The organism is Sphingobium sp. HWE2-09, assembly GCF_035989265.1.
Classification (GTDB): domain Bacteria; phylum Pseudomonadota; class Alphaproteobacteria; order Sphingomonadales; family Sphingomonadaceae; genus Sphingobium.
Map to the genome: position 1 here is coordinate 905,400 of NZ_JAYKZX010000001.1, position 21,700 is coordinate 927,099.

General features: G+C 60.9%; 15 protein-coding genes and 4 pseudogenes. 7 read left to right on the forward strand and 12 right to left on the reverse strand.

The genetic code is table 11. The features are described 5' to 3' along the window. The first annotated feature begins 14 nt into the window (after positions 1-14). From U5A89_RS04155 to U5A89_RS04175, 5 genes and pseudogenes are all read left to right on the forward strand, one after another. Positions 15-875: a hypothetical protein gene (locus U5A89_RS04155; protein WP_338159900.1), complete on the forward strand. Its 861-nt coding sequence runs from the start codon at positions 15-17 to the stop codon at positions 873-875. Between the two features lie 134 nt (positions 876-1,009). After that, complete coding sequence (locus tag U5A89_RS04160) at positions 1,010-1,786, forward strand: OmpA family protein (protein WP_338159901.1); 777 nt, start codon at positions 1,010-1,012, stop codon at positions 1,784-1,786. 257 nt (positions 1,787-2,043) lie between these two features. After that, positions 2,044-2,658 (forward strand): nucleotidyltransferase domain-containing protein, encoded by a 615-nt coding sequence (locus U5A89_RS04165; RefSeq protein WP_338159902.1) that lies wholly within the window; start codon positions 2,044-2,046, stop codon positions 2,656-2,658. A 38-nt stretch (positions 2,659-2,696) separates the two neighbouring features. After that, entirely contained in the window at positions 2,697-2,870 is a 174-nt protein-coding gene (locus tag U5A89_RS04170) for a hypothetical protein (protein WP_338159903.1), read from the forward strand. A gap of 65 nt (positions 2,871-2,935) precedes the next feature. Then, positions 2,936-3,405: pseudogene (locus U5A89_RS04175) on the forward strand (Ros/MucR family transcriptional regulator). A gap of 280 nt (positions 3,406-3,685) precedes the next feature. On the opposite strand, the pseudogene U5A89_RS04180 reads toward U5A89_RS04175, so the two are convergent. Next, a pseudogene (locus U5A89_RS04180) lies at positions 3,686-3,891 on the reverse strand (hypothetical protein). A gap of 661 nt (positions 3,892-4,552) precedes the next feature. Further along, positions 4,553-5,573, reverse strand: a pseudogene (locus U5A89_RS04185) (conjugal transfer protein TraG N-terminal domain-containing protein); the annotation flags it as partial. Between U5A89_RS04185 and U5A89_RS04190 the strand changes: the two are divergent. After that, positions 5,566-6,551, forward strand: a pseudogene (locus tag U5A89_RS04190) (type IV secretion system DNA-binding domain-containing protein); the annotation flags it as partial. The pseudogenes U5A89_RS04185 and U5A89_RS04190 sit on opposite strands and share 8 nt — an antisense overlap. A 957-nt stretch (positions 6,552-7,508) precedes the next feature. On the opposite strand, the gene U5A89_RS04195 reads toward U5A89_RS04190, so the two are convergent. The 3 genes from U5A89_RS04195 to coxB are packed head-to-tail and all read right to left on the reverse strand — an operon-like array spanning position 7,509 to position 10,983. Further along, positions 7,509-7,847: a hypothetical protein gene (locus U5A89_RS04195; protein ID WP_338159904.1), complete on the reverse strand. Its 339-nt coding sequence runs from the start codon at positions 7,845-7,847 to the stop codon at positions 7,509-7,511. Beyond that, positions 7,844-10,336, reverse strand: coding sequence for a cytochrome c oxidase subunit I (ctaD, locus tag U5A89_RS04200; RefSeq protein ID WP_338159905.1), 2,493 nt, complete (start codon positions 10,334-10,336; stop codon positions 7,844-7,846). The genes U5A89_RS04195 and ctaD overlap by 4 nt, the downstream gene beginning before the upstream one ends. After that, entirely contained in the window at positions 10,333-10,983 is a 651-nt protein-coding gene (coxB, locus tag U5A89_RS04205; protein WP_338159906.1) for a cytochrome c oxidase subunit II, read from the reverse strand. Before coxB ends, ctaD begins: the two co-directional genes overlap by 4 nt. A gap of 30 nt (positions 10,984-11,013) precedes the next feature. Here coxB and U5A89_RS04210 point away from each other — a divergent pair, with 30 nt between their 5' ends. After that, positions 11,014-11,541, forward strand: coding sequence for a DUF2231 domain-containing protein (locus U5A89_RS04210; protein WP_338159907.1), 528 nt, complete (start codon positions 11,014-11,016; stop codon positions 11,539-11,541). Here the strand turns inward: U5A89_RS04210 and U5A89_RS04215 are convergent. The 7 genes from U5A89_RS04215 to U5A89_RS04245 form a co-directional block, all read right to left on the reverse strand. Further along, entirely contained in the window at positions 11,508-12,005 is a 498-nt protein-coding gene (locus U5A89_RS04215) for a CopD family protein (protein ID WP_338159908.1), read from the reverse strand. The two genes, U5A89_RS04210 and U5A89_RS04215, sit on opposite strands and share 34 nt — an antisense overlap. Then, a complete protein-coding gene (locus tag U5A89_RS04220) occupies positions 12,002-12,697 on the reverse strand; it encodes a cytochrome c oxidase assembly protein (RefSeq protein WP_338159909.1) in 696 nt (231 codons plus the stop codon). Before U5A89_RS04220 ends, U5A89_RS04215 begins: the two co-directional genes overlap by 4 nt. A 25-nt stretch (positions 12,698-12,722) precedes the next feature. Continuing rightward, on the reverse strand, positions 12,723-13,514 hold the full coding sequence (locus tag U5A89_RS04225) for a formate/nitrite transporter family protein (protein WP_338159910.1): 792 nt from the start codon (positions 13,512-13,514) through the stop codon (positions 12,723-12,725). A gap of 249 nt (positions 13,515-13,763) precedes the next feature. Further along, positions 13,764-16,967, reverse strand: coding sequence for an amidohydrolase family protein (locus U5A89_RS04230; RefSeq protein WP_338159911.1), 3,204 nt, complete (start codon positions 16,965-16,967; stop codon positions 13,764-13,766). A 79-nt stretch (positions 16,968-17,046) separates the two neighbouring features. After that, the gene (locus U5A89_RS04235; RefSeq protein WP_338159912.1) at positions 17,047-19,290 is read right to left on the reverse strand and encodes a TonB-dependent receptor; all 2,244 of its coding nucleotides are present in this window, start codon (positions 19,288-19,290) and stop codon (positions 17,047-17,049) included. A gap of 63 nt (positions 19,291-19,353) precedes the next feature. Next, positions 19,354-21,024 (reverse strand): amidohydrolase, encoded by a 1,671-nt coding sequence (locus U5A89_RS04240; RefSeq protein WP_338159913.1) that lies wholly within the window; start codon positions 21,022-21,024, stop codon positions 19,354-19,356. Beyond that, positions 21,021-21,635: an FMN-binding negative transcriptional regulator gene (locus U5A89_RS04245; RefSeq protein ID WP_338159914.1), complete on the reverse strand. Its 615-nt coding sequence runs from the start codon at positions 21,633-21,635 to the stop codon at positions 21,021-21,023. Before U5A89_RS04245 ends, U5A89_RS04240 begins: the two co-directional genes overlap by 4 nt. Positions 21,636-21,700 lie beyond the last annotated feature (65 nt).

The window sequence follows — 21,700 nt, forward strand, 5'->3', positions numbered from 1 at the left end:
TTTCCATGGTATCCATGCAAAAGATGTTGATTGCTGCCGTCTGCGCATCTGCATTCAGCAGCGCGGCTTATGCAGACGATTGTTCATTCAGATACTCGACCCAAATCGCAAACCGCGCCGCAAAGATTGGCGCCAGCGTGTCAGCCCAAGCTTTACGAGCGATAAGCAGTGACCTCGCAAGCGCGATCGGCGAAAACAAACCATCCGCCGAAATTGGTTATGAATATTCGCTTTCTGCGGCCGGCGGAGCGGCTCGAGAGGCCTATTCGGAGACAATCGTCAATGGGTATTTATGTTCTCTAAGAGAGAAATTCAAAACCGATCCAGCCAAGATCCAGGCGATCGACGACGCAGAAATCGCGCTAACCCAAGCGCTTGATGACTATTATATGTACGATGTCTGGATGGGCCCAGAATCCGGCGCCAAGCGTGACGCTATCAAAGCACAAATAAAGAATTCCCCAGCTGCAACTGGACCTTTCTCGCTGGCTGACGCCGAGGCAGGCATGCCAAAGAAAGACTTTGATACCGTCACGCTCCGTAATAGGATATTGAATGTAACTGTACCTGGCATCACAACGGTAGATGGTTGCTACGGCGTCGTTGAGAGTTCCATCAGAAAAGTTGAACCTTCAACGCTCTCCAGCCTCGGCCTCATTCGTCCAATGCTGATTAAGTACATGTCTGGCAATCAAAAGCTTGCAATCAACCAGATTTGGATGTTCGTCAGCGGCTCAATGAACCAGCAGATGATGACTGCTAATCAAAAGACATCGGTGCCTGCGACACCCGAAACATTGGCCTGCGTCAACAACGCGAAGGCAGCCGCGGAGGCTCAAGAGCAAACAATCGTTGCCAAAGATCCTCCCGCATGAGGCGATCCGCTATCGCTTCACTCGCTGCTTTCATCTTGCTTTCTGGCTGCCTCTTTGACAGCAAGCGAGGTCTGCACGGTGTCCCAAATTATCGCATGGCCGAAGCAAAAAGTCGGCGCGACGAGTGCGACGCGATGGCAGCGACGATTAGGCCCAGTAAGGACAAATCTGGAGGAATCCAGATTCTCGGATATGGAGGCCAGTTTCAAGACGCAACATTCAACAACAACAGCGTCAAAGATCAATACCTTACTGCGGCTATGCAATACATCGCCACTTGCCGCGAATGGCAGAGGTTCGAGGCGAGCGACGAAGAATATGAGGGCGCGATCATGGTTATGGCTAATACCTCAACGAGAGCCATGGACGCCCAAAGTCAGGATGTGACGTTGGCTGGCTGGAAGTCCGCCATGGATGAAGCCCGCCGGACCAACGCAGAAACGATGTCACAGCTTGTACAACAGATTCGAACAGACATAGCGAGCCGACCAGCTCTCTTACTTAGCAATGCTTCAACGGAGTCGAGGCTTAAGGCCATCGAAGACTGGATGAAAGCGAACCCGCCTTACGCTGGACCAGATCTACCCAGTTCGACAACCTGGACCGTTCGTTTTTCTCTCGCAGGGCGGGATCCGAATGCTTCAGACCTTGCCTCAGCCCGATCCTCGCTGACTTCCACACTGGCGAAGTGCAAGGCGCCGGTCGTCAACGTAGTGGGGTTTGCCGATCTCAGCGGCTCTGAAGCCGCGAACTTGCGCCTTTCCAAGCAACGGGCTGAAGCCGTCCATAGCGCGCTTGAGGTCCAATACGGTGCGCAATATCTCGTAAGTGGCGGGGGTGAAGTCTCGCGCTTTGGCACCGATCCATCGAGCAATCGTATCGCGGTGGTCTCCGTCGCATGTATCCGGTAGCACCGCGAGGCCGCCTTGCGAGCTGCTGCTATCGCGGATCACTTAGCCAAACTGGAATGTCAGCTTTGGAAGCGTTGTTGCGAGAGGGTTCCCCGCTGAGCGAATGGCCGGTTTAACGGAAGCTGCCGTTTAAAGTTCGGCCGGCGAACGACGCACTCTGGTCGAGGGCTGCTGACAGCTGTCGGTCCCCCCATGCGACATTAGCATCGACTTCTGAATGGCAACGATGGATCAGGACGCGACCAGCCGACGTCATCGTGATAGCGGACGGGAAGGGCAAGGCTGCGCGTATCCTCGAGATTATCCTCTTTGGATCGCACGCACGCGGCGACTGGGTAGATGAACCGCACACGTCAAAGGGCTACGTGTCGGACTATGATCTTTTGATCATCGTGAACCAGCAGGACCTTGCTGATCTCGATCTCTGGCACAATGCCGAGGAACGGTTAATCCGAGAGAGTCAGGTCACGAAGGTCTTGCGGACGCCGACCAACTTCATGGTTCACACGCTCAAGGAAGTGAACGATGGCCTGGCGCAAGGGCGTTTCGTTTTCGAAGACATAGCCCGCGATGGAATTGCGCTATATCAGTCCAGTGACACTGAGCTGCATCAGCCCAAGCCAAAGGCGCCAGACGATGCGTTGGAAATGGCGCAGGAATATTTTGAAACATGGCTGGCATCGGCTCACGGCAGGATGAAACTATCGCGGTTTGCGATGACTGAGGGGATGCTGAAGGAAGCAGCCTCTGAAATGCATCAAAGTGTAGAGTTTCTCTACCACTGCGTATTGCTTGTGATGACGTTCTATACCCACATCGCCACAATATTGGGTTTCTTAGGTCTCTTGCCGAAAAATTGGACCAGCGATTGATCGCCGTCTGGCCACGTGATGATCGCAAGGATCGAGCCATGTTCACGAAATTGCGCGATGCCTACGTTAAAGCGCGCTATTCCAAGCACTATGCGATCAGCGCAGAGGAACTGGAATGGCTCGCTGCGCGCGTGGAGGATCTGGGCAGCCTAGTTTACGACATCTGCTCCCAGAGGATCGCGGAACTCAAGAGGACCGCTGGCGTCCTCTGACGAATCATGACAAAGGCTGAATATCTCCCTATTCAGCCCTTTCTTTAGGATGAATAGGGAACTCACTGGCCGAGAACGATCAAAGCAACGATCTGCTGGTCACCCTGACTGCCAATATTGTCGCTGCCCATGTCAGCAACAACAGCGTCGCCGTGGGAGATATCGCCGTGCTGATCGCGAGCGTACACCATGCCTTACACCAGACAAGCGCGCCGGTCGTCTGGTGTAAGGCTCAGCCCGAGCCGGCTGTTTCAATCCGAGCCTCGATCAAGCCCGGTTTCATCGTCTGCCTTGAGGACGGCAAGAAGCTTAAGATGCTGAAGCGCCATCTTATGACCCGCCATGGTTTGTCTCCTGACGACTATCGTACAAAGTGGGGATTGCCGTCAGACTACCCTATGGTCGCGCCCAACTACGCCGCTCAGCGTGAGGACTGGCGAAGAAGATCGGGCTAGGACGTAAGCCAGGTCAAGCCGGGAAGGCTGCCGGGTCCAAGCCGGCCTCGAAAAAGCTGACAATCGCTTCGAAGAAGTGAGGGAAAGCACGCTTAGCTCGCTACCCGTCTTAACGTCGCCTGTAGTTTCCTCGCTTGCCCCTGCCAGGTCACTGGCGTTTCGAGATCTGCCTCTAATTCCCGCCAATGGCGGTCCCATCCGGAGCCGCGTTGGCTGACAGGAACTTGGAGTTCAACCAGCTTCACTGAACTTCCCGAGATTGAGCGCAGTCGTTCGAGGATTGCGCGCAATTGACCATCGTTCGATGTGACAGGCGGCGCGGGAGCTTCGCCTGGGGGATCGCTTCCACCGCTTATGGACTCAGGTGCCGGCCTTTGGGGTGATCCAGACGTCGACCGGCGCGACAAATTTGCCCGGCGCAGGCTTTCCGACATTGACCCGGTCAGCAGTCACACGCTCGCCCGTCTTGAGATTGAAGTGGCCCAAGGCTTGGACATCCGGCCAAACGTCATCTTCTGAATGGGCCGGTCGGTTGTCGAATTCATGATGGTCGCAATGATGCTCATTGCGTCTCGATAGCAACCGGCCTCGGGCCTTCCAGTGAGGAGGTTGGGTCCTGCAGATTTATAACTTTGCCCCTGAAGAGCCGGCATACTTGATCGGCACCGACCAGAGAAAGTCCGAAAATCGGACTAAATCTTCTGCCCCGTGTAGCCAAACTGTTGGAGGAGGGGGAATGCCACTATAGGCTTTGACGGGACGCCGTGGAAGCCTGTCGGCCAGTAGCGCAGGAAGGTACAGATGACTGAACCCGTCGATGATCAAGCAGAAACGGCTGTCGCCACCGTCGCATTGCAAACCGGCTTTCGAGAATGGGCTTGGACTCCGCTCTATGCGAACATTGGTGGGGTATCGCGGGGATGTTCTGGGTGCTCTCTTTCCTGTCCTGGTGCGCAAAGCCGCTCGGTTAGATGCATGAGACTGCTGTGATGGGGTATTTTATCATCGCCTGCTGCCCGCCGATCATGCTGATGATCCTTGGCTTCGGAACTCTCGAACGATGGTGGCATGGATTTCGTCGAGATGGTTCGGAGCCAGCCGAATCAGGTGAACTTCTGCACTTAGACGTAGGCCCGTCCGGCATTCATTGGAGCATCGATCCCTTGGGCCCACGATCAGGATGTAATTGGATTGGGAGCACCCTAAATCCTTTGAATGGTGGTTACATCAGTCGCGGGTCTTAAACTTGCTATCGCCATCGGCAGGCCTATTGCCTAAATCAAGACGGTGCCTTCCTTTCGACAAAAGCGACGATTGCTCCAAAGATGTCACTGGGGCGTTCAAATCGAAGGTGCCCCGGCCGCTGTCTGCATCTTTCAAGTAGCGATTTCGCAGGCCGTCATGTCCAAGAACCTGTTCCGATAGCTCCACAGCAAATGTTCTATGGGGCGATCCTGAACGTGCTGCCGACAGTTCGGCATTTGCAATCGCCTGACGAACGTCGAAATTTACAATGTCGAGGTGGGAAATCGCGGTCTCGCTCATGCTTCCAACCTCTGCACTCGCGACAGAGATCGAACCGCTAGCTGGACATCCGCAAAAACCTCAGATTTCTTGAACTTTAGAACGCCAAGCAGTTGAAATTGTTAAATGAGATTTTGCTGGATCAGGGTTTTTGCGGGTGTCCAGCTCCTCCGGTCGTTCGGCTTTTAAAAGCGCCGCTCGCGCTTTCCGAGCCTCCAGATATCTGCCCATTGATACCTGTAGTGATGCTATTTTGATCCTGGGCAGTTCGGTTGATCGATCTCTGCCATCCCGTCTGAGCCATGATGGCCCGCACATCGCGTTGGAGCGTGTCTGCCACCTGGGGCCTGAGGCGCCACTGGCCTTTGCGGTCCATTTCAAAGCCGCCACGCAGCCAGTTGGTCAGGGCGGCTTTGCCTTCCGTGCCGCCGCTCATGAAATGCTCGATCGTGTCGGGGTCGGCCTGCTTGCCTGCCTCGAACCTTGTACTCGTGTCGTTACGGGCGGATTTTTCGAAGTCAGCGCTGCTGGAGACGAGCAGGTCATTGTGTGCGAGGTTGAAGCGCGCATGGCCGCCATTGGCAACTGCGCCCAATTGGCTTTCGTTGAGAAGGCCGGCCTTCCACATCTGGGCCGCGGTCTGCGGCGTCAGGTTGAGGCTGAAGTCGCCATTCTGGTCCATGGCAATCTACCGTTTCTTGAGCTCGATGCCGTTGGCGCGTATTCGCGCCGAGCTGGCCTCGGTCATGCGGAGCTTCTCCTATCTCGACGACACCCGCGACGGCTTCTCGATTCGGGACTGGGTAGCGGACGAGGAAGATGACAGCTGGCTCTTCATCACCGTGAAAGCCGATCAGCTGCCCTCGCTTCCTCCTCGGATCACGGTCTGGTATAAGCGCCATCATGAGCATGGAGCCCGACCGGGCCCGCCGACTCTATTGCGTGATCGATGAACTGCCCACGCTCCAGAAGCTGCCCTCACTTTCGGATCCTAGCTCGGGCACGGAAATATGGCGGATGCGGGATTCTGGGCTTTCAGAGCTACCCTCAACTGGAGGCGACCTACGGAATCCAGGATGCCGCGGCGATCACCGGATACTGTTCGACCTGGGTGGCGCTGCGCGCAAATGACACGTCGACTGCCAAACATGTCTCCGAAAATTTTGGTCAGGTCGAACAGGTCGAAGCCAATGAAGGTATGTCCTATGGGGTGAACGACATGCGCGATGGCGTGAACCTCTCGCGCATGCAGGTCACCCGACCTCTCGTCATGCATACCGAGGTCACCAACCTTCCCAATTTCGCGGGCTTTTTGCGCTTCGGAAGGGACCTTCCAGTTGCCCAATTCACAGACAGCTATAATCGAGCCCCGACCTGCTTGCCGGGGTTCGATGAGCGGACGTCCCCGGCGATACGCATGTCAGTCGGCGCAGCTGCGCCAGCTTCAGCTTCGCCAGCAAGGGATACCAGCAAGCGAGCAAGAGCGCCGAAGAAGGGCGCCGACCCGCCTGAACTTCCCCTCGCACAGGCCAATGCCGAACCACCTGCGGACGCAATCGCGTCAGGTCGTGGCGACGCGACCCCAGTTCCAGACCTGAAGGCAACTCGCGGGGCACCTGCACTTCTGGGCCGCTCATCCGGTTTCGGGCTTGCCCAGCATGGTCGCAGAGGCGGCGCGCGTAGCGCATCGAGGCCGACATGATGCATCCCAGGCGTCCGTTCGCGCAATTCGCCTGAAGCTGCGCGGGCGTCAAGGCCGCGCGGTCGACCCAAGAAGCATCCCAAGCTTTAGGGTTATCCCGCCTTTTCCCGATGTCAGTTTCATGGCGCGTGGTTGTCGGTTTTCGAGATCGGACCCCGCGTGCCGAAGCTGAGCCTGGCATTCCTGCCCTGATGAACAGGGAAGGGAGGCTGGAAATGGTTTTATATTATTGAAATAGAAAGAAAAATAGTTCCTAGTGCCTGCATGAATGAGAAGTGTTTCCGGGATTATAGGCGCAGAATCCTGCATCAAATGCGTTTGTTTTCAGTCACTAAATCAAATAATTCGGTTGCTGCCGGGGGACTCGAAACAACTAGATTGCAGATCGTTTTTACCATCCAGCACACAAAGTCGCTTACGTTGCGACCCTAGGACGCCCTTTTGCTCGACGCTTCACCGAAATGATACATCGCTTAAGGCGGTCGTTTGCTCCGTTCCCACAGCACTTCTCATCTGAATGCAAGGCCATCGGAGTTTTCTCACCATTGTCTGAGAAAATGTAGTTTGAGAACAAAGCGCTCTCCTGCACCCAAACAGATCATATCAAACCGTTCCGGATCATCCCGGAACGATTTTTTCATGCTCTTTTTTGGCAGATTTGCCCCGTTTGCCCGAGACGAGCCAAGTCGGCAGCCTTCGCGCCAGCCTCCAGCTCCTTCAGTACGCCGATGATCTGTTCTTTGGTAAGCCTTGCTCGCTTCATTCGTCCGTCCTTCCATCAGGTCAGGCTCTAATCAAGCTTGGAGGAAAATCCGGGGGTCAGGTCACGCTACCGATAAAGATGAGGAAACGCGCAGGATACTATCCAGGCCATATTTTCGGCCATTAGCCTTTTCATTTAAATAGATGCTGCAGGATATGCCCACTGCGGAACGACAGCCTGCCTGTTATTCAACCTCAAATTTGAATAAGCGTTTGCGGATCGTGGTAGCAGCTGGACGACACTATGACGGGTGCCCCCGTCACCACAGTTCCGAAAAAACCGGCAACGCTGCAAGCTACGGCCAATCTCCGCTCGAATCCTGGCGACATGGTGCCTGTCCAATAGATGATAACGATGCCACCACATCCTAAAATGAGCCATGTGAGGCCCAACACCCAGCGGAACAGCGTCCCGCCCATTAGCGGCATGCCGCTCCAGCCATGAACGCATCCTAGCCCATGCAGCGCGTAGAGCAGCGAAAAGCCTAACGCCCACAGGATCATCCCCGCACTTGCGCGTGCCAGCAGCGTCATAGCACGATGCCCGGCCCGAACAGGCACAGCAACAGGATCAGAACCACCATCGCCGCATAATCGCTAAACAACCGGGCGACGGCGAATTCCTGACACCGCGCTACCGAAACATAGCCAGCGCCGATACGTACCCGCAAAAATGCGGTGCACAGCAGGGCGATAAGTGCATGAAGCACGCCATAAGCCAGCAATATCCACGCGACAGCGGCATAGGCATGGCTATCGGGCGCGGGCACGGAGCTGAATCCGATCACCAGCAGGCCGACGATCACCGCGGCTTGAGCGCAAACTGCTGCTATAGCCAGGCGTGCAGCGATAACCAGCGACCCTGTACGCCCCGCCGACTCTGACCGCCGCGCCAGGAGCATCGCTGCAACTCCCGCCAGCGCGGTCACGATGCCGATCCCGAAACCGCCATCGATCGTCTGGGGCGGCGGCCAGTTCGGCGCCACGACCCACAAGAACGCGTAGCCGAACAGCAGCGACGCCAGCAGCACGGCATCCGCCACCAGCAGGAACATACTCCCCCACCATGCCGGCGCGCCTGCCACTTCGCGATGGATCGGCGCGGTCCGCCCCTTGCCGATCGCGACCAGCCCGACATCCGCCCGCGATCCCAGCACCCATGCCCATCGCCACCCGAGCGCAATGACGCCGACGACCGGCACCATCGCCAACCAGTAATAGCCCAGCAGCACCGACAGGAAAAAGCAGCCCGTCACCGCTGCCGTCACGATCGGCAGGCGGCTGTTGCCCGGCAGGATGACGACATGGTCGATCGCCCCACTGCTGCTATCCACAGCCATCGTTTCGCGCCAACCATGCCGTGCCTGCGCCAGATAGCCTTCGCCGCGCGCCAGTTTCAGCGCCAGCGCTGGGTCGTTGCTCAGCGGCTCGCGATCCGCCACCTCCGGTTGGCTGGCGAAATTATAGGATGGTGCGGGAATCGGCATCGCCCATTCCAGCGTGCCAGCTCTCCACGGATTGCGGGGGCTACGCCGCGCCAGAAAGATTTGAAGCCCTACGTCCAGCGCGAACAGCGCAAAGCCGAACGCCATGACGAAGCTGCCCACCGACGACAGCAGGTTGAGCCAGGTCCAGCCCATATCGTCGGTATAGCTATAGATGCGGCGCGGCATGCCAAGCAGGCCGGTCAGGTGCATCAGGAAGAAGGTCAGGTTGAAACCGATCAGGATCATCCAGAACGCCGCCTCTCCCAGCCGGGGCACCCGCGCCCGGCCGCTGAAATGGGGCAGCCAATAATAAGCGCCCGCCAGCATTGGAAAGATGAACCCGCCGACCAGCACATAATGGAGATGGGCGACCACGAAATAGCTATCATGCGCCTGCCCGTCGAACGGCACCATCGCCAGCATCACACCGGTCAGCCCGCCCAGCACGAACACGAGAAAGAACCCGAGCAGATACAGCATCGGCAGCTTCAATTCCGGGCGACCGTTCCACAGCGTCCCGATCCACGCGAAGATCTGTAGCGCCGTCGGCACCGCGACCAGCGCGGAGGCGGCGGAAAAGAAGCCCAGCGCCATATGTGGGATGCCGGTCGTGAACATATGATGCACCCACAGCCCAAAGCTGAGGAACGCGAGCGCGATCAACGCAGCGACGATCGCGCCATAGCCAAGGATCGGCGTGCGGGCCATCACCGGCAGCGCGGTGGAGACTACCCCTGCGGCGGGCAGGAAGATGATATAGACCTCCGGGTGCCCGAACAGCCAGAACAGATGCTGCCACAATAGCGGACTGCCGCCATGTGCCGGATCGAAGAAGGGCCAGCCGAACACTCGCTCCAACTCCAGCAGGATCGACCCCAGGATCAGAGGCGGAAAGGCGACGATCATCATGATCGCGGTGATCAGCAGATACCAGGCGAAAAGTGGCATTCGGTCCAGCCGCATGCCCGGCGCGCGCAGTTTCAGCACCGACACGCAAATCTCGATCGAGGCCGCCATCGCCGAAATCTCGACAAAGGTAATGCCCAGTAGCCAGACGTCGGCATTGATGCCCGGCGTATAGGCTTTTGACGACAGCGGCGTGTACATGAACCAGCCGCCGTCAGGCGCAATGCCGAGCACTAGCGCTGCGATCAGGATTGATCCGCCGAACAGATAGCACCACCAGCCATAGGCCGACAGGCGCGGGAAGGCCATGTCCCGGCTGCCTAGCATCTTAGGCAGCAGGTACAGCGCCAGCCCTTCGAACATGGGAATAGCGAACAGGAACATCATGATGCTGCCATGCATCGTGAACAACTGATTATAGATAGCCGGGCCGACAAAGGCGCTGTCGGGCGTCGCCAACTGCGCCCGGATCAGCATCGCCAGCACCCCGCCGATCGCGAAGAAGGCAAAGGCCGCCAATATGAAGCGCTTGCCGATGTCGGAATGATTGACCGAAACCAGCGTGCCGCGCCATCCGCGTGGGCTGCCCCAGATCGCGGTGAGCGCCCGGTGGTGGTGCAGCGCGCTCATCGTCCGCCCCCCGACTGGAACCGCGCCCAGCCGTCTGCATCATGGGCCACGACGCGAAAGCGGTTGGCGGCATGGTTCAGCCCGCAAAATTCCGCGCATTGCCCTTCGAACACACCCGGCTTATCGGCCTTGATCCGCAAAATATTGATCTGGCCGGGGATGGCGTCCATCTTGCCGCCCAGACGCGGCACCCAGAAACTGTGGATCACATCCACCGACCCGACCTGCACATCGACCGGTCGGCCTACCGGAATGTGCAGCACGCCGCGCGTTTCGATCGCGCCGTTCGATCCGGGTTGCCGGAACGTCCAATACCATTGATGGCCGGTCGCCGCGACCACCATCCGTCCAGGCGCGGGATGGGCGATCGATCCTTCCCCCAGCATCAACGCATAGCCCAGTAATAGCGCCAGCACTGCACTCGGCATCGCCACGCCCAGCCAGCAAATCCATAATCGTGCGCTGCCTTTGGCCGGGCGAAGCCGCGGTAGAAACGCCAACAGCAATAGCGCCAGGACGAGCAATGTCAGCACGGCCGCGCCCGCCAGCATCACCCACCATAATGTCGCGACATTGCCCGCCGCCGGTCCCGCCGTATCGAGCGTGGAGAGCGGCCCGGCGCATGCCCCCACGAACATGACTGGCATTATTCGGCCAAAGCGGTGCATGATGGGCCGATGGCATTGGACGAACACAAAACGCAAGCCGGGGACGCATTGGTCGACCCGGTTTCGGCGCAACCCCATTTTCACCGCACGGAATCCAAAATCGCGGTGGCCGGGCACCCGGTTCACGCGATGCTGGTCGCCTTCCCGGTCGCGCTCGCCATGTGTACGCTGGGCGCAGACGCCTTCTACTGGTGGACCGGGGACATATTCTGGGCGCGGGCGGCGCTGTGGGCCAGCGGCATGGCCTTCCTGCTGGGCGTGCTGGCGGGCATATCCGGTACGGTCGAGCTGCTGCTGGTCGCTGGCATCCGGGCGCGCGCGGCAAGCTGGACCCATTTCATCATCGCGGTGATGCTGCTGTCGATCCTGGGCGCGAACTGGGGCTATCGGCTGACCTCCGGCTATGAACAGGCGGTGTTGCCTTGGGGTTTGCTGCTGTCCGCTTTCGCTGCGGCCTTCACGGCGGTCACGGGCTGGCACGGGGGGAAGCTGGTGTTCGACTATCAAATCGGCACCTCGTCCACTGGCAATGGCTGATCCTGCGGTCGCAGGATCCAGTCGGGCGCTAACCGGTCGCCCAGCACCGGCTTGCCCAGCACCAGCAACAGGATCGCGACGATCGCACCGGTTGCGATGGCGACGGTCATCACCGGCCAACCACGCGGCGGATCGTAACTCCCCTGCCGTTCGCCCACGATCAGCGTGACATGCCCGATCCACGCGTGCAGCAACACCAGCACGCCGACCCCGACCAGCTTGGCGAACATCCACGGCACAAACAGCCCGCGCAGGAAGACCAGCGCCGTGCCCATCGCGATCGCGATCACGGCGGCGGGCGTGACGATGCCGGTATAGGCCCGATGTGTCAGCACGCGCAGCCGGGAATATTCGCTCTGGTCGTCGCTGACCTGATGCCGCGCCAGCACCAGCGGCAAGCCTATCAGCCCAGCGCACCATAGGCAGAGCGCAGCGATATGCAGGAATTTGATCGCCACGATCATGCCGTCACCGCCGCCCGCGCCCAACCCCGCCGCGCGATCAGCGCCAGCGCGATGGCATAGGGGATGATGCCCGGCACCCACATGATAAGGCCCGCCAGTTGCTGATCGACTAGCTGCGGCAGACCCCAGGCCATGGTCTTCCCGGCATGGGCGGCGTAGAGCGGGGCAGGGGCGAAGGTCAGCAGCGCCCCCAGCATACCCATTTGCGCCATCGCGGCGATCGCCCCCAAGGCAGCAGGCATCACCGGCGCGGCAAACAGGCTACGCCAAAACCAGATGGCCGATCCCAGCAGGCTTGCCTGCATCAGCCAATAGATGCGCGCATCCGCCAGCGCCGCATCATAGAGCGAGGGGATATGCCATGCCCATAACAAGCCGGTCGCCGCGACGAAGGCCGGGCCGATCATAGCGGTCCTGCGACTGGGAAAGGCCAGCGCAAATAGCGGCGCGGCAATCGCGACGATCAGGATATGATGCACCGCCCGCGCCATGAACAAGGCCGCGCTGATCGCGCACAGCGGCGACACGAATGCCACCGCCAGAACTGCGACGCCTGCCAGCGCAAGTCGCGGGCTGGCCGAACGCAGCGCAAATAGGGCGGAAATCGTCAGTCCCACCAGCAATATCGGGTCGAAATTCCACGCCGCCATCGCCGCATCGGGCAGGGGCGGCGGCCCGCAATAGCTCGTCATGCTCCCCCCTCCATCATGCCAGCGATCACTCCGCCTTTCGCCAGGCGTCATGGCCGTAAGCGATGCCCAGCGCCACGACCGCGCCGCCGACGATATTGCCCGCCGTGCTGCAGAAGAGGTTGGTCAACCCACGCGCCAGATCGGGCGCATGCCCCGTCTGCGCCAGCCAGCCGAGCGGCAGGATCGACATATTGGCGATCGAATGTTCCAGCCCTGCGCTTACGAAGATCGTGACCGGCCCGACGATCGTCAGCACTTTGGCCGGGATCGTCCGCGCGCCCATCGCCATCCACACCGCCAGACACACCAGCATGTTCGCCAAAATGGCTGAACTGAATGTCGCTAGCGCCGATTTGCCCAGCTTGGCATCGCCCAGTGCTCTTGCCGCTTCACCGACGCCGTCCGACAATCCGCCCGCCGCATGGAACAATAATGCAATCGCGACACTACCGATCAGATTGCCGGTCCACACGACCGCCCAGGCACCAGCCATCCGCCCTGCGTCCAGATCGCCAGTCAACGTTGGGAGGATCATCATGGTATTGCCCGTAAACAGTTCCGCGCCCACGATGATCACCATCATCAGTCCGACGGAGAAAGCGCCGCCCGACAGGATACGCACTGCGCCGCCATCACTCATATTCGCTTGCGCGACGAGAGAAGCGATCGATCCGAAAGCAATGAAGGCGCCCGCCAATATCGCGAGCACGACCATGCGCGCCACCGGCTGCTGCGCCTTGGTCGCGAGAGCGGCAGGCGCGGCCCTGGCAATCGCGTCACCGACCGGGTCGTCACAGGACTGGGAAACCGCGCTCAACCGCGCGTCTTGGTCTGCACGATACCGCGCACGGACCTCCATCCGCTAGACAATCCGTTACAGTCGATGGGTTCGGCTTCGTCCGCCATCGGGCCTCCTTCCAGAATATCCTATGGATAAGCACCCGCGGAGGGGACGGTTCCCGTTTCACAAGATGTCGCAGCGTAGAAAAATTATGGAACTATATCTGACATTCTTTGCGTGGTACTTTTTTTAACGCGTATTGACGGACAGTATATTCACCCGACATCACTGCCTGCCATCATCGAAGAACCACCCGATTTCGGCTTTGGTCCTTTGCGGCCAGATTTCGTCCAACGTCGCCGGGTCATAAAGACGACCATTCTTCATGACAGCGCCGATCTTCATGGCGTTGGCGATGTCAGCCATCGGGTCCGCATCCAGGATAAGGAGATCGGCGAACTTGCCCGGCTCCAGACTGCCGACATCGTCGCTATGGCCGATGACCTCGGCCGAACCGATCGTCGCGGCCTTGAGCGTTTCCATCGGCGTCGCGCCGCCAGCGGCAAAGGCCTGCATTTCCCATTGATAGCCCAGCCCCTGCATTTCGCCATGGCTGCCAATCCCCACCAGCCCGCCCGCGCGCTGGATCGCGACGGCATCTGCGGCGATCATCTTCCAGCTTTGTGCTTCGGGTGGCATCCAGTGGCGGTTGCGGAGTTTCTCCGCGACGATGCCGGGCGGCACGAAATGGCGGAATTTGGGATCGTCCTGCGGCCGTTTGTTGATGATGAAATCGAACAAAGCAGGCGTAGTGCCATAGGCGACCGAGATGGTGGGCGTGTAGCTGGTGCGGCTCTGCGCGAATAGGCGGATGATGTCCTGATGCAGCGGCGATACGGGGATGGCATGTTCGTTGCCGGAGAACCCGTCGATCGCATGCGTGAGGTTCAACACCATATCGCTTGCGCCTTCGGTCGTGGGCATCATGCCCAAATCCTTTGCCGCCTCGACCATATATTGCCGTTGGGCACGATCGCCGATCATGTAGCTTTTGATATTGCGGGTGCGATAATGGTCGCGGTATCGAGTGAGGACGTCGATCGCATCCTGCTTGCTGTGGATTTCCGCGTTGACGAACACGCCCGGCCCGGTCGACCAAGCGCTCGGGCCGCGCATCATGCCTGTATCGATCATGTCCTGATAGGCGAAGACATCGGTGGTGAAGGGCTGAACGTCGAGCGCCGAGGTGACGCCATAGGCCAGATTGGCGGCGAAGTCCCAATGCCCCCTGTCGTGAATGGCACGGCGGATTTCGAACCAGTGGGCATGGGTATCGACGAAGCCGGGGACGATATATTTGCCGCTGACATCGCGCACGGTTGCGCCGCCGGGAATGGCGAGCGAGCCTGACGGCCCGACAGCGACGATGCGGTTGTCAGTGATCACGATATCGGCGTTGGCGATGACATCCTGCGCGCCCGCCATCGGCAGCACGGTCGCGCCGCGCAGGACGATGCTTCCCCGTGGCACATCGCGCGGCAGATCCACCGGCATGGCGAAGTTTTGCGCCAGTGCTTCGGCGCCCTGCGCGGGGGCGGACAGCGCTTGTTCGATCGGCAGGCGCCGGAACGTCGCCCCAACCGACCAAGTGATGCTCGCGCCCCTGTCCGCCCAGTCGGTGAAGTCGGCGCCGATGCGAGTTAATTTGTGGCGAGCGACGCTGGCGGCGTTGAGGTCTATCGTCGGCGGTTCCGCGCCATTGGCGGGCGGCACGTCGATCAGATAGATTTGCGCGAAGGATTTAACGAGTGCGCGCCTGCCATCAGGGCTGAGCCGCACTTCGTCCACCGGCGCGGGTCCGGGGAAATATTGGCCCAGCCCCGGTGCCAGCACACGCAGTACGACCTGCGGATCGCCACCCGACAGCGGCACCGTACTGACACCCGCCGGGCTGTAGAAGAACAGTTGCCCGTCATCGCCGAAATGCGGCAGGCGAGCGCCCACGGCGTGCGTGACTAAGGTCGCGGGGCCGCCTCGTACGTCCATACGGATGATGTCGGTGGGACGTGACGGGTCGATCTCCGATACCGTGTGCAGGCGATCATAGTGGTTGGCGCGCAGGGCCACGACGGTCTTGCCGTCGGGCGTGAAGACGGGTTGGGTATAGAAAGCCGGGAACTGGGTCAGTCGGCGGGGCTTGCCGCCGCTGGCTGGCACGGTCCAGATATGGCCGCCTTGCGTTGCCGTCCAAGTGACATAGACGATGCTTTTGCCGTCCGGCGACCAGCCGGGCTGGAAGGCGTCGTCGGGCACGATCCGTCTGGGCGTAGCGCCGGGGACGAGGCTTTGCACATAGAGGCCGCCTAGCGCGGTGAAGGCGACGCTTCTGCCGTCGGGCGACTGACGGGGTGCTTGCACCACGCGGACGCGGACCGGGCCGTCCTCTTCCTTTTGCCGTACGCGCGTGAGCGGGCCGAGGCCGAGGTTCACCGGCGCGGTAAAGGGAATATCCGTCCGTGCGCCGCTGGCAATATCGAGCCGCGCCAGCTTGCCGCCCACGCTCATCAGCAATGCCTTGTCGCCCGGCATGAAGGTGAAGCGCGGCAGCAGGTCGGCATAATAGCCGCCATCCTGCCCATCGCGATCGATCGGGAAGGCGATCCATTTGTCTTCGCCGGTTTCCAGATTGCGCAGGCGCAGGCCGTCCTGCTGTCCTCCATTCGCCGTCGTGCGGCTGGCATAGGCGAGCAGACTGCCGTCATGCGACAGCGCCGGGCGCATCGCGCCGCCCGCCGACTGGATGATCGTTTCGTCCTGCCCGGTCTTGAGGTCGTGGCGCGCGATCGACCAGTTGGGCAGGTCGTTTTCGGTCCAGGTATGGCCGCGCTTGGTGGCGTAATAGAGGGTGCGGCCATCGGGCGCAGCGACCGCGCCCATCGCGTTCATCCGGGCGTCCCAATTGTCAGGCGATCCTGCCTTGGTGATCTGGATGCCGCTGCCGCCATCCTTGTCATACATGAACAGTTCGAACGCCAGGATCGCGTGGACGGTGCGCGACACGGTGACGAAGCGGCCGTCGGGCGACCAGGCGGGAGAACTGTAGATGGCGACGGACATGTCGTGGGACAGTTGCTTGAGGCCGGTGCCATCAGCGTTGGCGATCCATAGATTGGTAACGCCCGACCGGTCGGAGATGAAGGCGAACTGTTTGCCATCGGGCGAAAAGACGGGGTTGCGCTCGAACGCCATGCCGCTGAGCAGCGGGCGGGCGGTGCCACCGGCCGCGTCGAGGGCGTAGATGTCGCCGAGCAGGTCGAACAGGATCGTCCCGCCGTCGGGCGATATGTCCGGCTGCATCCAGGTGCCTTCATGCGCGTCATAGGCGAGCGTGCGGGTCGGCTGGAGGCTGAGACCGCCCTGGTCCTGCGCATGAAGGGCGGGCGCGGCGAGAAGGGCAGCGCCAAGCAGGAGGGAAGCGGCAAAACGCATGGCGGCCTTTCTGGCAGGTATGGCGCGAGAAGAAAATGGGACCGCCCGCCGGGTGCGGGCGGGCGGCCCCTTATGGCCCTTACAGGCTCCAGTCGGCGCGCAGGCCGATGGTGCGGGGGCGGATGATCGACCCCTGGGGCGTGAAGGCATCGTTGGCGAATGGGGCGTTCAGCACGCCATATTTGTCGAACACATTGTTCGCGAACGCCATCAGCCGCACCTTTTCGCCCAGGCCAATCGATGCGCGCAGGTCGAAGACGTTGAAGTCGCCGCGCCGCGACACATCGTCGAAGCTGGTCGGCGCCGAGGACAGATAGCGATGGGCGATGTCGAAGGTCGGCGCGCCGGACACATCCGCAAAGGTCAGGGTCAGGTTGTTTGCTATCGACCATTTGGACGATCCGGGCAGCGTCGTGCCCTTGGGATAGCCGCCCAGCCCGGCCGCATCGAAGGGATAGGGCAGGAATTCGGTGATCTTGGCGTCCTGATACGTCACGTTGGTGGTGAAGTGGACCATCTGGTTCAGGTTGATCGTGCCGGAAAATTCGACGCCCTTGATCCGCGCGCCGCCGGCGTTGACGACATAGGAGAAGTAGGACGGCGCCGGTCCGAACAGGCGGGCCTGGATATTATCCCAGTCGATCTGGAAACCGGTCAAGTCGATGGCGAAGCGGCCGTCGGGGGTCTGCGCCTTGATGCCCGCTTCGTAATTCTTGACCTTGTCGCTTTCATAAGATGCCGGGATGGTCGGCAGCAGACCGGCATTGGGATTGATGCCGCCGACCCGGAACCCTTCGGAATAGGTGGCATAGGCCATCAGATTCCTGGACGGGCGGAAGGCGACCGTGACTTTGGGCGTAAAGCCGTCTTCCTTCTGGTTGACGCTGCCGCTGCTGTCGGCGGGCGTGAAGCCGCCCGGATAGCCGCCGAGCGCGCCCGCCTGATTGAGCACGTCGGCCCTGGCCGTGGTGTCGAAATAACGGCCGCCCACGGTGATTTCGAACTGCTCGATCGGCTTGAAGGAAAGTTCGCCGAAGACGCCGAAATCCTCGTTCGTGCTGTTGGTATAATAGCCGTAGAGGCGGTCGCCCGGCGTCAGTTGCGCGCCGCTATAGCCGCCGAACAGGGCGGGATTGGCGTTGATGAAATCGGCTGCGCCCGCCTGGATGATCTGGTCGTAGCTGGTCTTCTTCGCCTGCATATAGCTGACGCCGACCAGCCATTTGAACGGGCCTTCGCCCGCCGAGGCAAGGCGCGCCTCGATTGTCTTGATCAGCGCATCGGCATCGCCCAGCGAATAGGCCGCGCCGTCGCCGGTCGTGACGCCCGTCACATAGGGGGACGGATAGGAGAAGACGGTCGTGTTGTTCTTCTTGGTGATCGATCCCAGCACGGTGAGGTTGGCGATGTCGCCCACTTCCTGATCGAGGCGCAGGCTGCTCATCCAGAAATCGGTCTTCTGCGTTTCCGCGCGGGGCAGGTTGCGGACATAGGGATTGTCGAGATCCAGATAGGTCTGGTCGTCCAGCTTGCTGTCCTGATAGCTGGACAGGAAAGTGACCTTGGTCGTTTCACCCAGATGTGCGACGATCGACCCGCGCAGGCCACGGCTGCGGAAATCGTTGGAGCCGTTCACGCCGATGCCCGGATTGTCGAGGTAACCCGCGTCCGAGCGCTGCATGGCGACCAGGCGCAGCGCGAGTTGGTCTTGCACCAGGGGAATGTTGATCATCGCCTTGGCGGCATAGTTGAGTTCGCCGCTGGCGTTCTTGGTCGTGCCGATCAGGCCGGAAGCAGCGGCGTCGATCTTGGAAGCATCCGCGACATTGGCGATATAGTTGACGAGGCCGCCCAGCGTGGACGAGCCGAACAGCGTGCCCTGCGGCCCGCGCAGCACTTCGACGCGTTGCAGGTCGAACGTGTCGACGTCAGGAATGCCGATCGGGAAGCCGGGTTCGACGATCGGCACTTCGTTAAGATAATAGCCGACCGTGGTCTGACCCTGCTCATGATAGGTGGTGGCCGCGACGCCGCGGATCACGACTTCGGAAATGCCGGGCTGATAATCGTTGAAGACGACGCCGGGCAGGCGCGTGATATAGTCGGACAGGCTGTTGGCGTTCATCGCCTTGAGCTGATCGCCGGTCACCGCGCTGATCGGCATGGCGACCTGACGGATATCCTCGTCGCGCTTGCCTGCGGTAACGATGATGGCGCCGTCTTCCGCACCGGCGGGCGTCTGGGCGATGGCGGGCGCGGCCAACAGGCTGGCTATCGCCAGCGCGGCAAGGCTGACCGACTTCACAGGCGTAATCGTCTTCATGTCATTCCCCTTTTGCTGGACAGGGACGCCGTGTTCGGTCGCCCCCAGTCCGTGATGAAATCTTCAGGCGCTGAACCGCTCAGTGCCGTTCACGATGGTCTTGAGTATCTTTGTCGCGCCGGTTCTGGCCGGGTCGATTGCGAACAGATTGGCGTCCATGACGACGAAGTCCGCCAGCATCCCCGGTGCGATCCGGCCCAGCCGATCATCCTGGAAACCGGCAAAGGCGTTGGTCGCGGTATAGGCGTGCAGCGCCTGCGCCATGGTCAGCTTCTGATCGGGCAGCCAGCCGCCCGGATTGGCCCCGTCGATCGTCTGGCGCAGGACGGCGGCAGCGACGCCGGTCAGCGGATCGAGCGGCGCGACGGGCCAGTCGGACCCGAACGCCACTTTCGCCCCGGCGTCGAGCAGCGACTTGAAGGCATAGGTGCCCTTCAAGCGTTCCGCGCCGACGCGCTGGATCGCCCAGCGGCCGTCATCGATGGCGTGATAGGGCTGCATCGACGCGATGACCTGCTGTCTGGCGAAGCGCGGTATGGCGGCGGGCGAAAGATGCTGGGCATGTTCGATGCGGAAGCGGCGGTCGCGCGGGCCGTTCTTCGCGGCGGCGGCGGCGAAGATGTCGAGCGCCTCGTCGTTCGCCCGGTCGCCGATGGCGTGGATGGTGATCTGGAAACCGGCGGCGTCGGCGTCGTTGGTCCATTGCTGGACATCGGCCTGGCGGTGGAGCGGCATCCCGCGATTGCCGGGCGCATCGTCATAGGGCTGGTAGAACATCGCCGTGCGCGATCCGAGTGAGCCGTCATATTGCAGCTTCAGCCCGCCCCAGCGCACCCAGTCGTCGCCGCGCCCTTCGGCATCGACCAGCGCCTTGACCTTCGCCCAATCCTGTAACGGCAGGAAGGAATAGAAGCGCATGTCCGTTTCGCCCTTGGCGCGCAGGCGGCGCAGTGCGTCATGGGTCATCCAGTCCAGTTCGGTGGTATGAACCTGGGTCACGCCCTTCGACAGGCCATGGGCGATGCCCTTGCGCACGGACGCTTCCCGGTCGGCGTCGGTCGGCGCGGGGATGGCGCGTTTGGCGAGATCCATCGCCGCGTCTTTCAGGATGCCGGTAGGGTTGCCAGCCTTGTCGCGCACGATGACGCCGCCCGGCACGTCGCGCGTGTTGCGGTCGATCCCGGCGGCTTTCAGCGCCGCGCTGTTGAGCGCGAGCATGTGGAGGTCGAGCCGCTGTACCGCGACCGGCGTGTCGGGCGTGACCGGGTCCATCCAGCTGCGGTCGGGCAGTTCCCCGCCCCACAATTCCGCATCCCAGCTGCCACCCTGGACCCATTGGCCGGGCTTTATGGCGCGTGCGGCTTCGCCGACGATACGGGCGAATTCCTGCGGACTTTTCGCCTCGCGCAAATTGGGTTGGGTGAGGAGGTCGGAGCCGATCAGGAAATGGGTATGGCAATCGATCAGGCCGGGCATGACGAACGCGCCGCCGAGATCGATGACACGTGTCGCCTTGGTCGTATGCGCCTTGACCGCTGCGCTGCCCAGCGCCGCGATCCGGCCGCCCGCAATGCCGATGGCGGACAGGGCGGGTGCGCCCTGCCCGGTCCAGACCATTGCATTCATATAAGCGGTGTCGAGCGCCTGCCCCTTCGCCCAGCCGCGTGCCGACATCAAAGCCATAGCGACGCTGCCCGCGCCCCCGGCCAGCAGATTGCGACGGCTGATGCTCATGCCTGTGTCTCCTCTTCAAGCCGGTCTTCATTGTAGAGTCGCATCCAGTCGCGCAGCGGGCCGTGCACCATGCGGCCGACGATCTGGTTGATGCCCGCGCGCGATTCATCGCGGCCCAGCTTGAAGCGGCCGTCGATCGCGCGGACATGGGCGCGGAAGGCGATGATGTGCGGCAGCATGCCAGGCAACCGCTCTTCGGCATCGCTGACCTTCCAGGGTGCGGCGCGGCCTTCTTCCATGCGGTCGGTCAGTTGCTCGATGGACTTGCGCGTTTCGTCCGGCACAAATGAGACAGCGACTTGGACAGTTGCAGCGGCATAATTCCAGGTGGGCACCCAACCGGGATTATCCTGCAATTCCGGGGACATATAGGCTTGCGGACCATTGACCAACACCAGCGCGGACGGCTGCGCGCGCAGCAGCGCGACCAAGGGGTTGGTGACCGACATATGGCCGAACAGCGCGACCAGCGCGCCATCGGCATCGCATTCGGCCAGCAACGGCAGGGGGCTGGCGCCGAACCCGGCCTCACCCATCGATACCAGCCAGCACAGCGGGTTCTGGTCGATCAGAGTGACGACATCGTTGGGAGCCAGCGGCGGATAGTTCATGCGGGTGATACTGAGTCGCAATGGACCCGCCAGAAACATCCAATTCTATAAAGTGAAGGGGTCCA

Bases quoted from the DNA above. Each gene is read 5' to 3' on its own strand.
- coxB (WP_338159906.1), bottom strand. From the start codon at position 10,983: ATGCCAGTCATGTTCGTGGGGGCATGCGCCGGGCCGCTCTCCACGCTC.
- U5A89_RS04215 (WP_338159908.1), bottom strand. From the start codon at position 12,005: ATGATCGTGGCGATCAAATTCCTGCATATCGCTGCGCTCTGCCTATGG.
- ctaD (WP_338159905.1), bottom strand. From the start codon at position 10,336: ATGAGCGCGCTGCACCACCACCGGGCGCTCACCGCGATCTGGGGCAGC.
- U5A89_RS04155 (WP_338159900.1), top strand. From the start codon at position 15: ATGCAAAAGATGTTGATTGCTGCCGTCTGCGCATCTGCATTCAGCAGC.
- U5A89_RS04195 (WP_338159904.1), bottom strand. From the start codon at position 7,847: ATGACGCTGCTGGCACGCGCAAGTGCGGGGATGATCCTGTGGGCGTTA.
- U5A89_RS04160 (WP_338159901.1), top strand. From the start codon at position 1,010: ATGGCAGCGACGATTAGGCCCAGTAAGGACAAATCTGGAGGAATCCAG.
- U5A89_RS04230 (WP_338159911.1), bottom strand. From the start codon at position 16,967: ATGCGTTTTGCCGCTTCCCTCCTGCTTGGCGCTGCCCTTCTCGCCGCG.
- U5A89_RS04245 (WP_338159914.1), bottom strand. From the start codon at position 21,635: ATGAACTATCCGCCGCTGGCTCCCAACGATGTCGTCACTCTGATCGAC.
- U5A89_RS04170 (WP_338159903.1), top strand. From the start codon at position 2,697: ATGTTCACGAAATTGCGCGATGCCTACGTTAAAGCGCGCTATTCCAAG.
- U5A89_RS04240 (WP_338159913.1), bottom strand. From the start codon at position 21,024: ATGAGCATCAGCCGTCGCAATCTGCTGGCCGGGGGCGCGGGCAGCGTC.
- U5A89_RS04210 (WP_338159907.1), top strand. From the start codon at position 11,014: ATGGCATTGGACGAACACAAAACGCAAGCCGGGGACGCATTGGTCGAC.
- U5A89_RS04220 (WP_338159909.1), bottom strand. From the start codon at position 12,697: ATGACGAGCTATTGCGGGCCGCCGCCCCTGCCCGATGCGGCGATGGCG.
- U5A89_RS04235 (WP_338159912.1), bottom strand. From the start codon at position 19,290: ATGAAGACGATTACGCCTGTGAAGTCGGTCAGCCTTGCCGCGCTGGCG.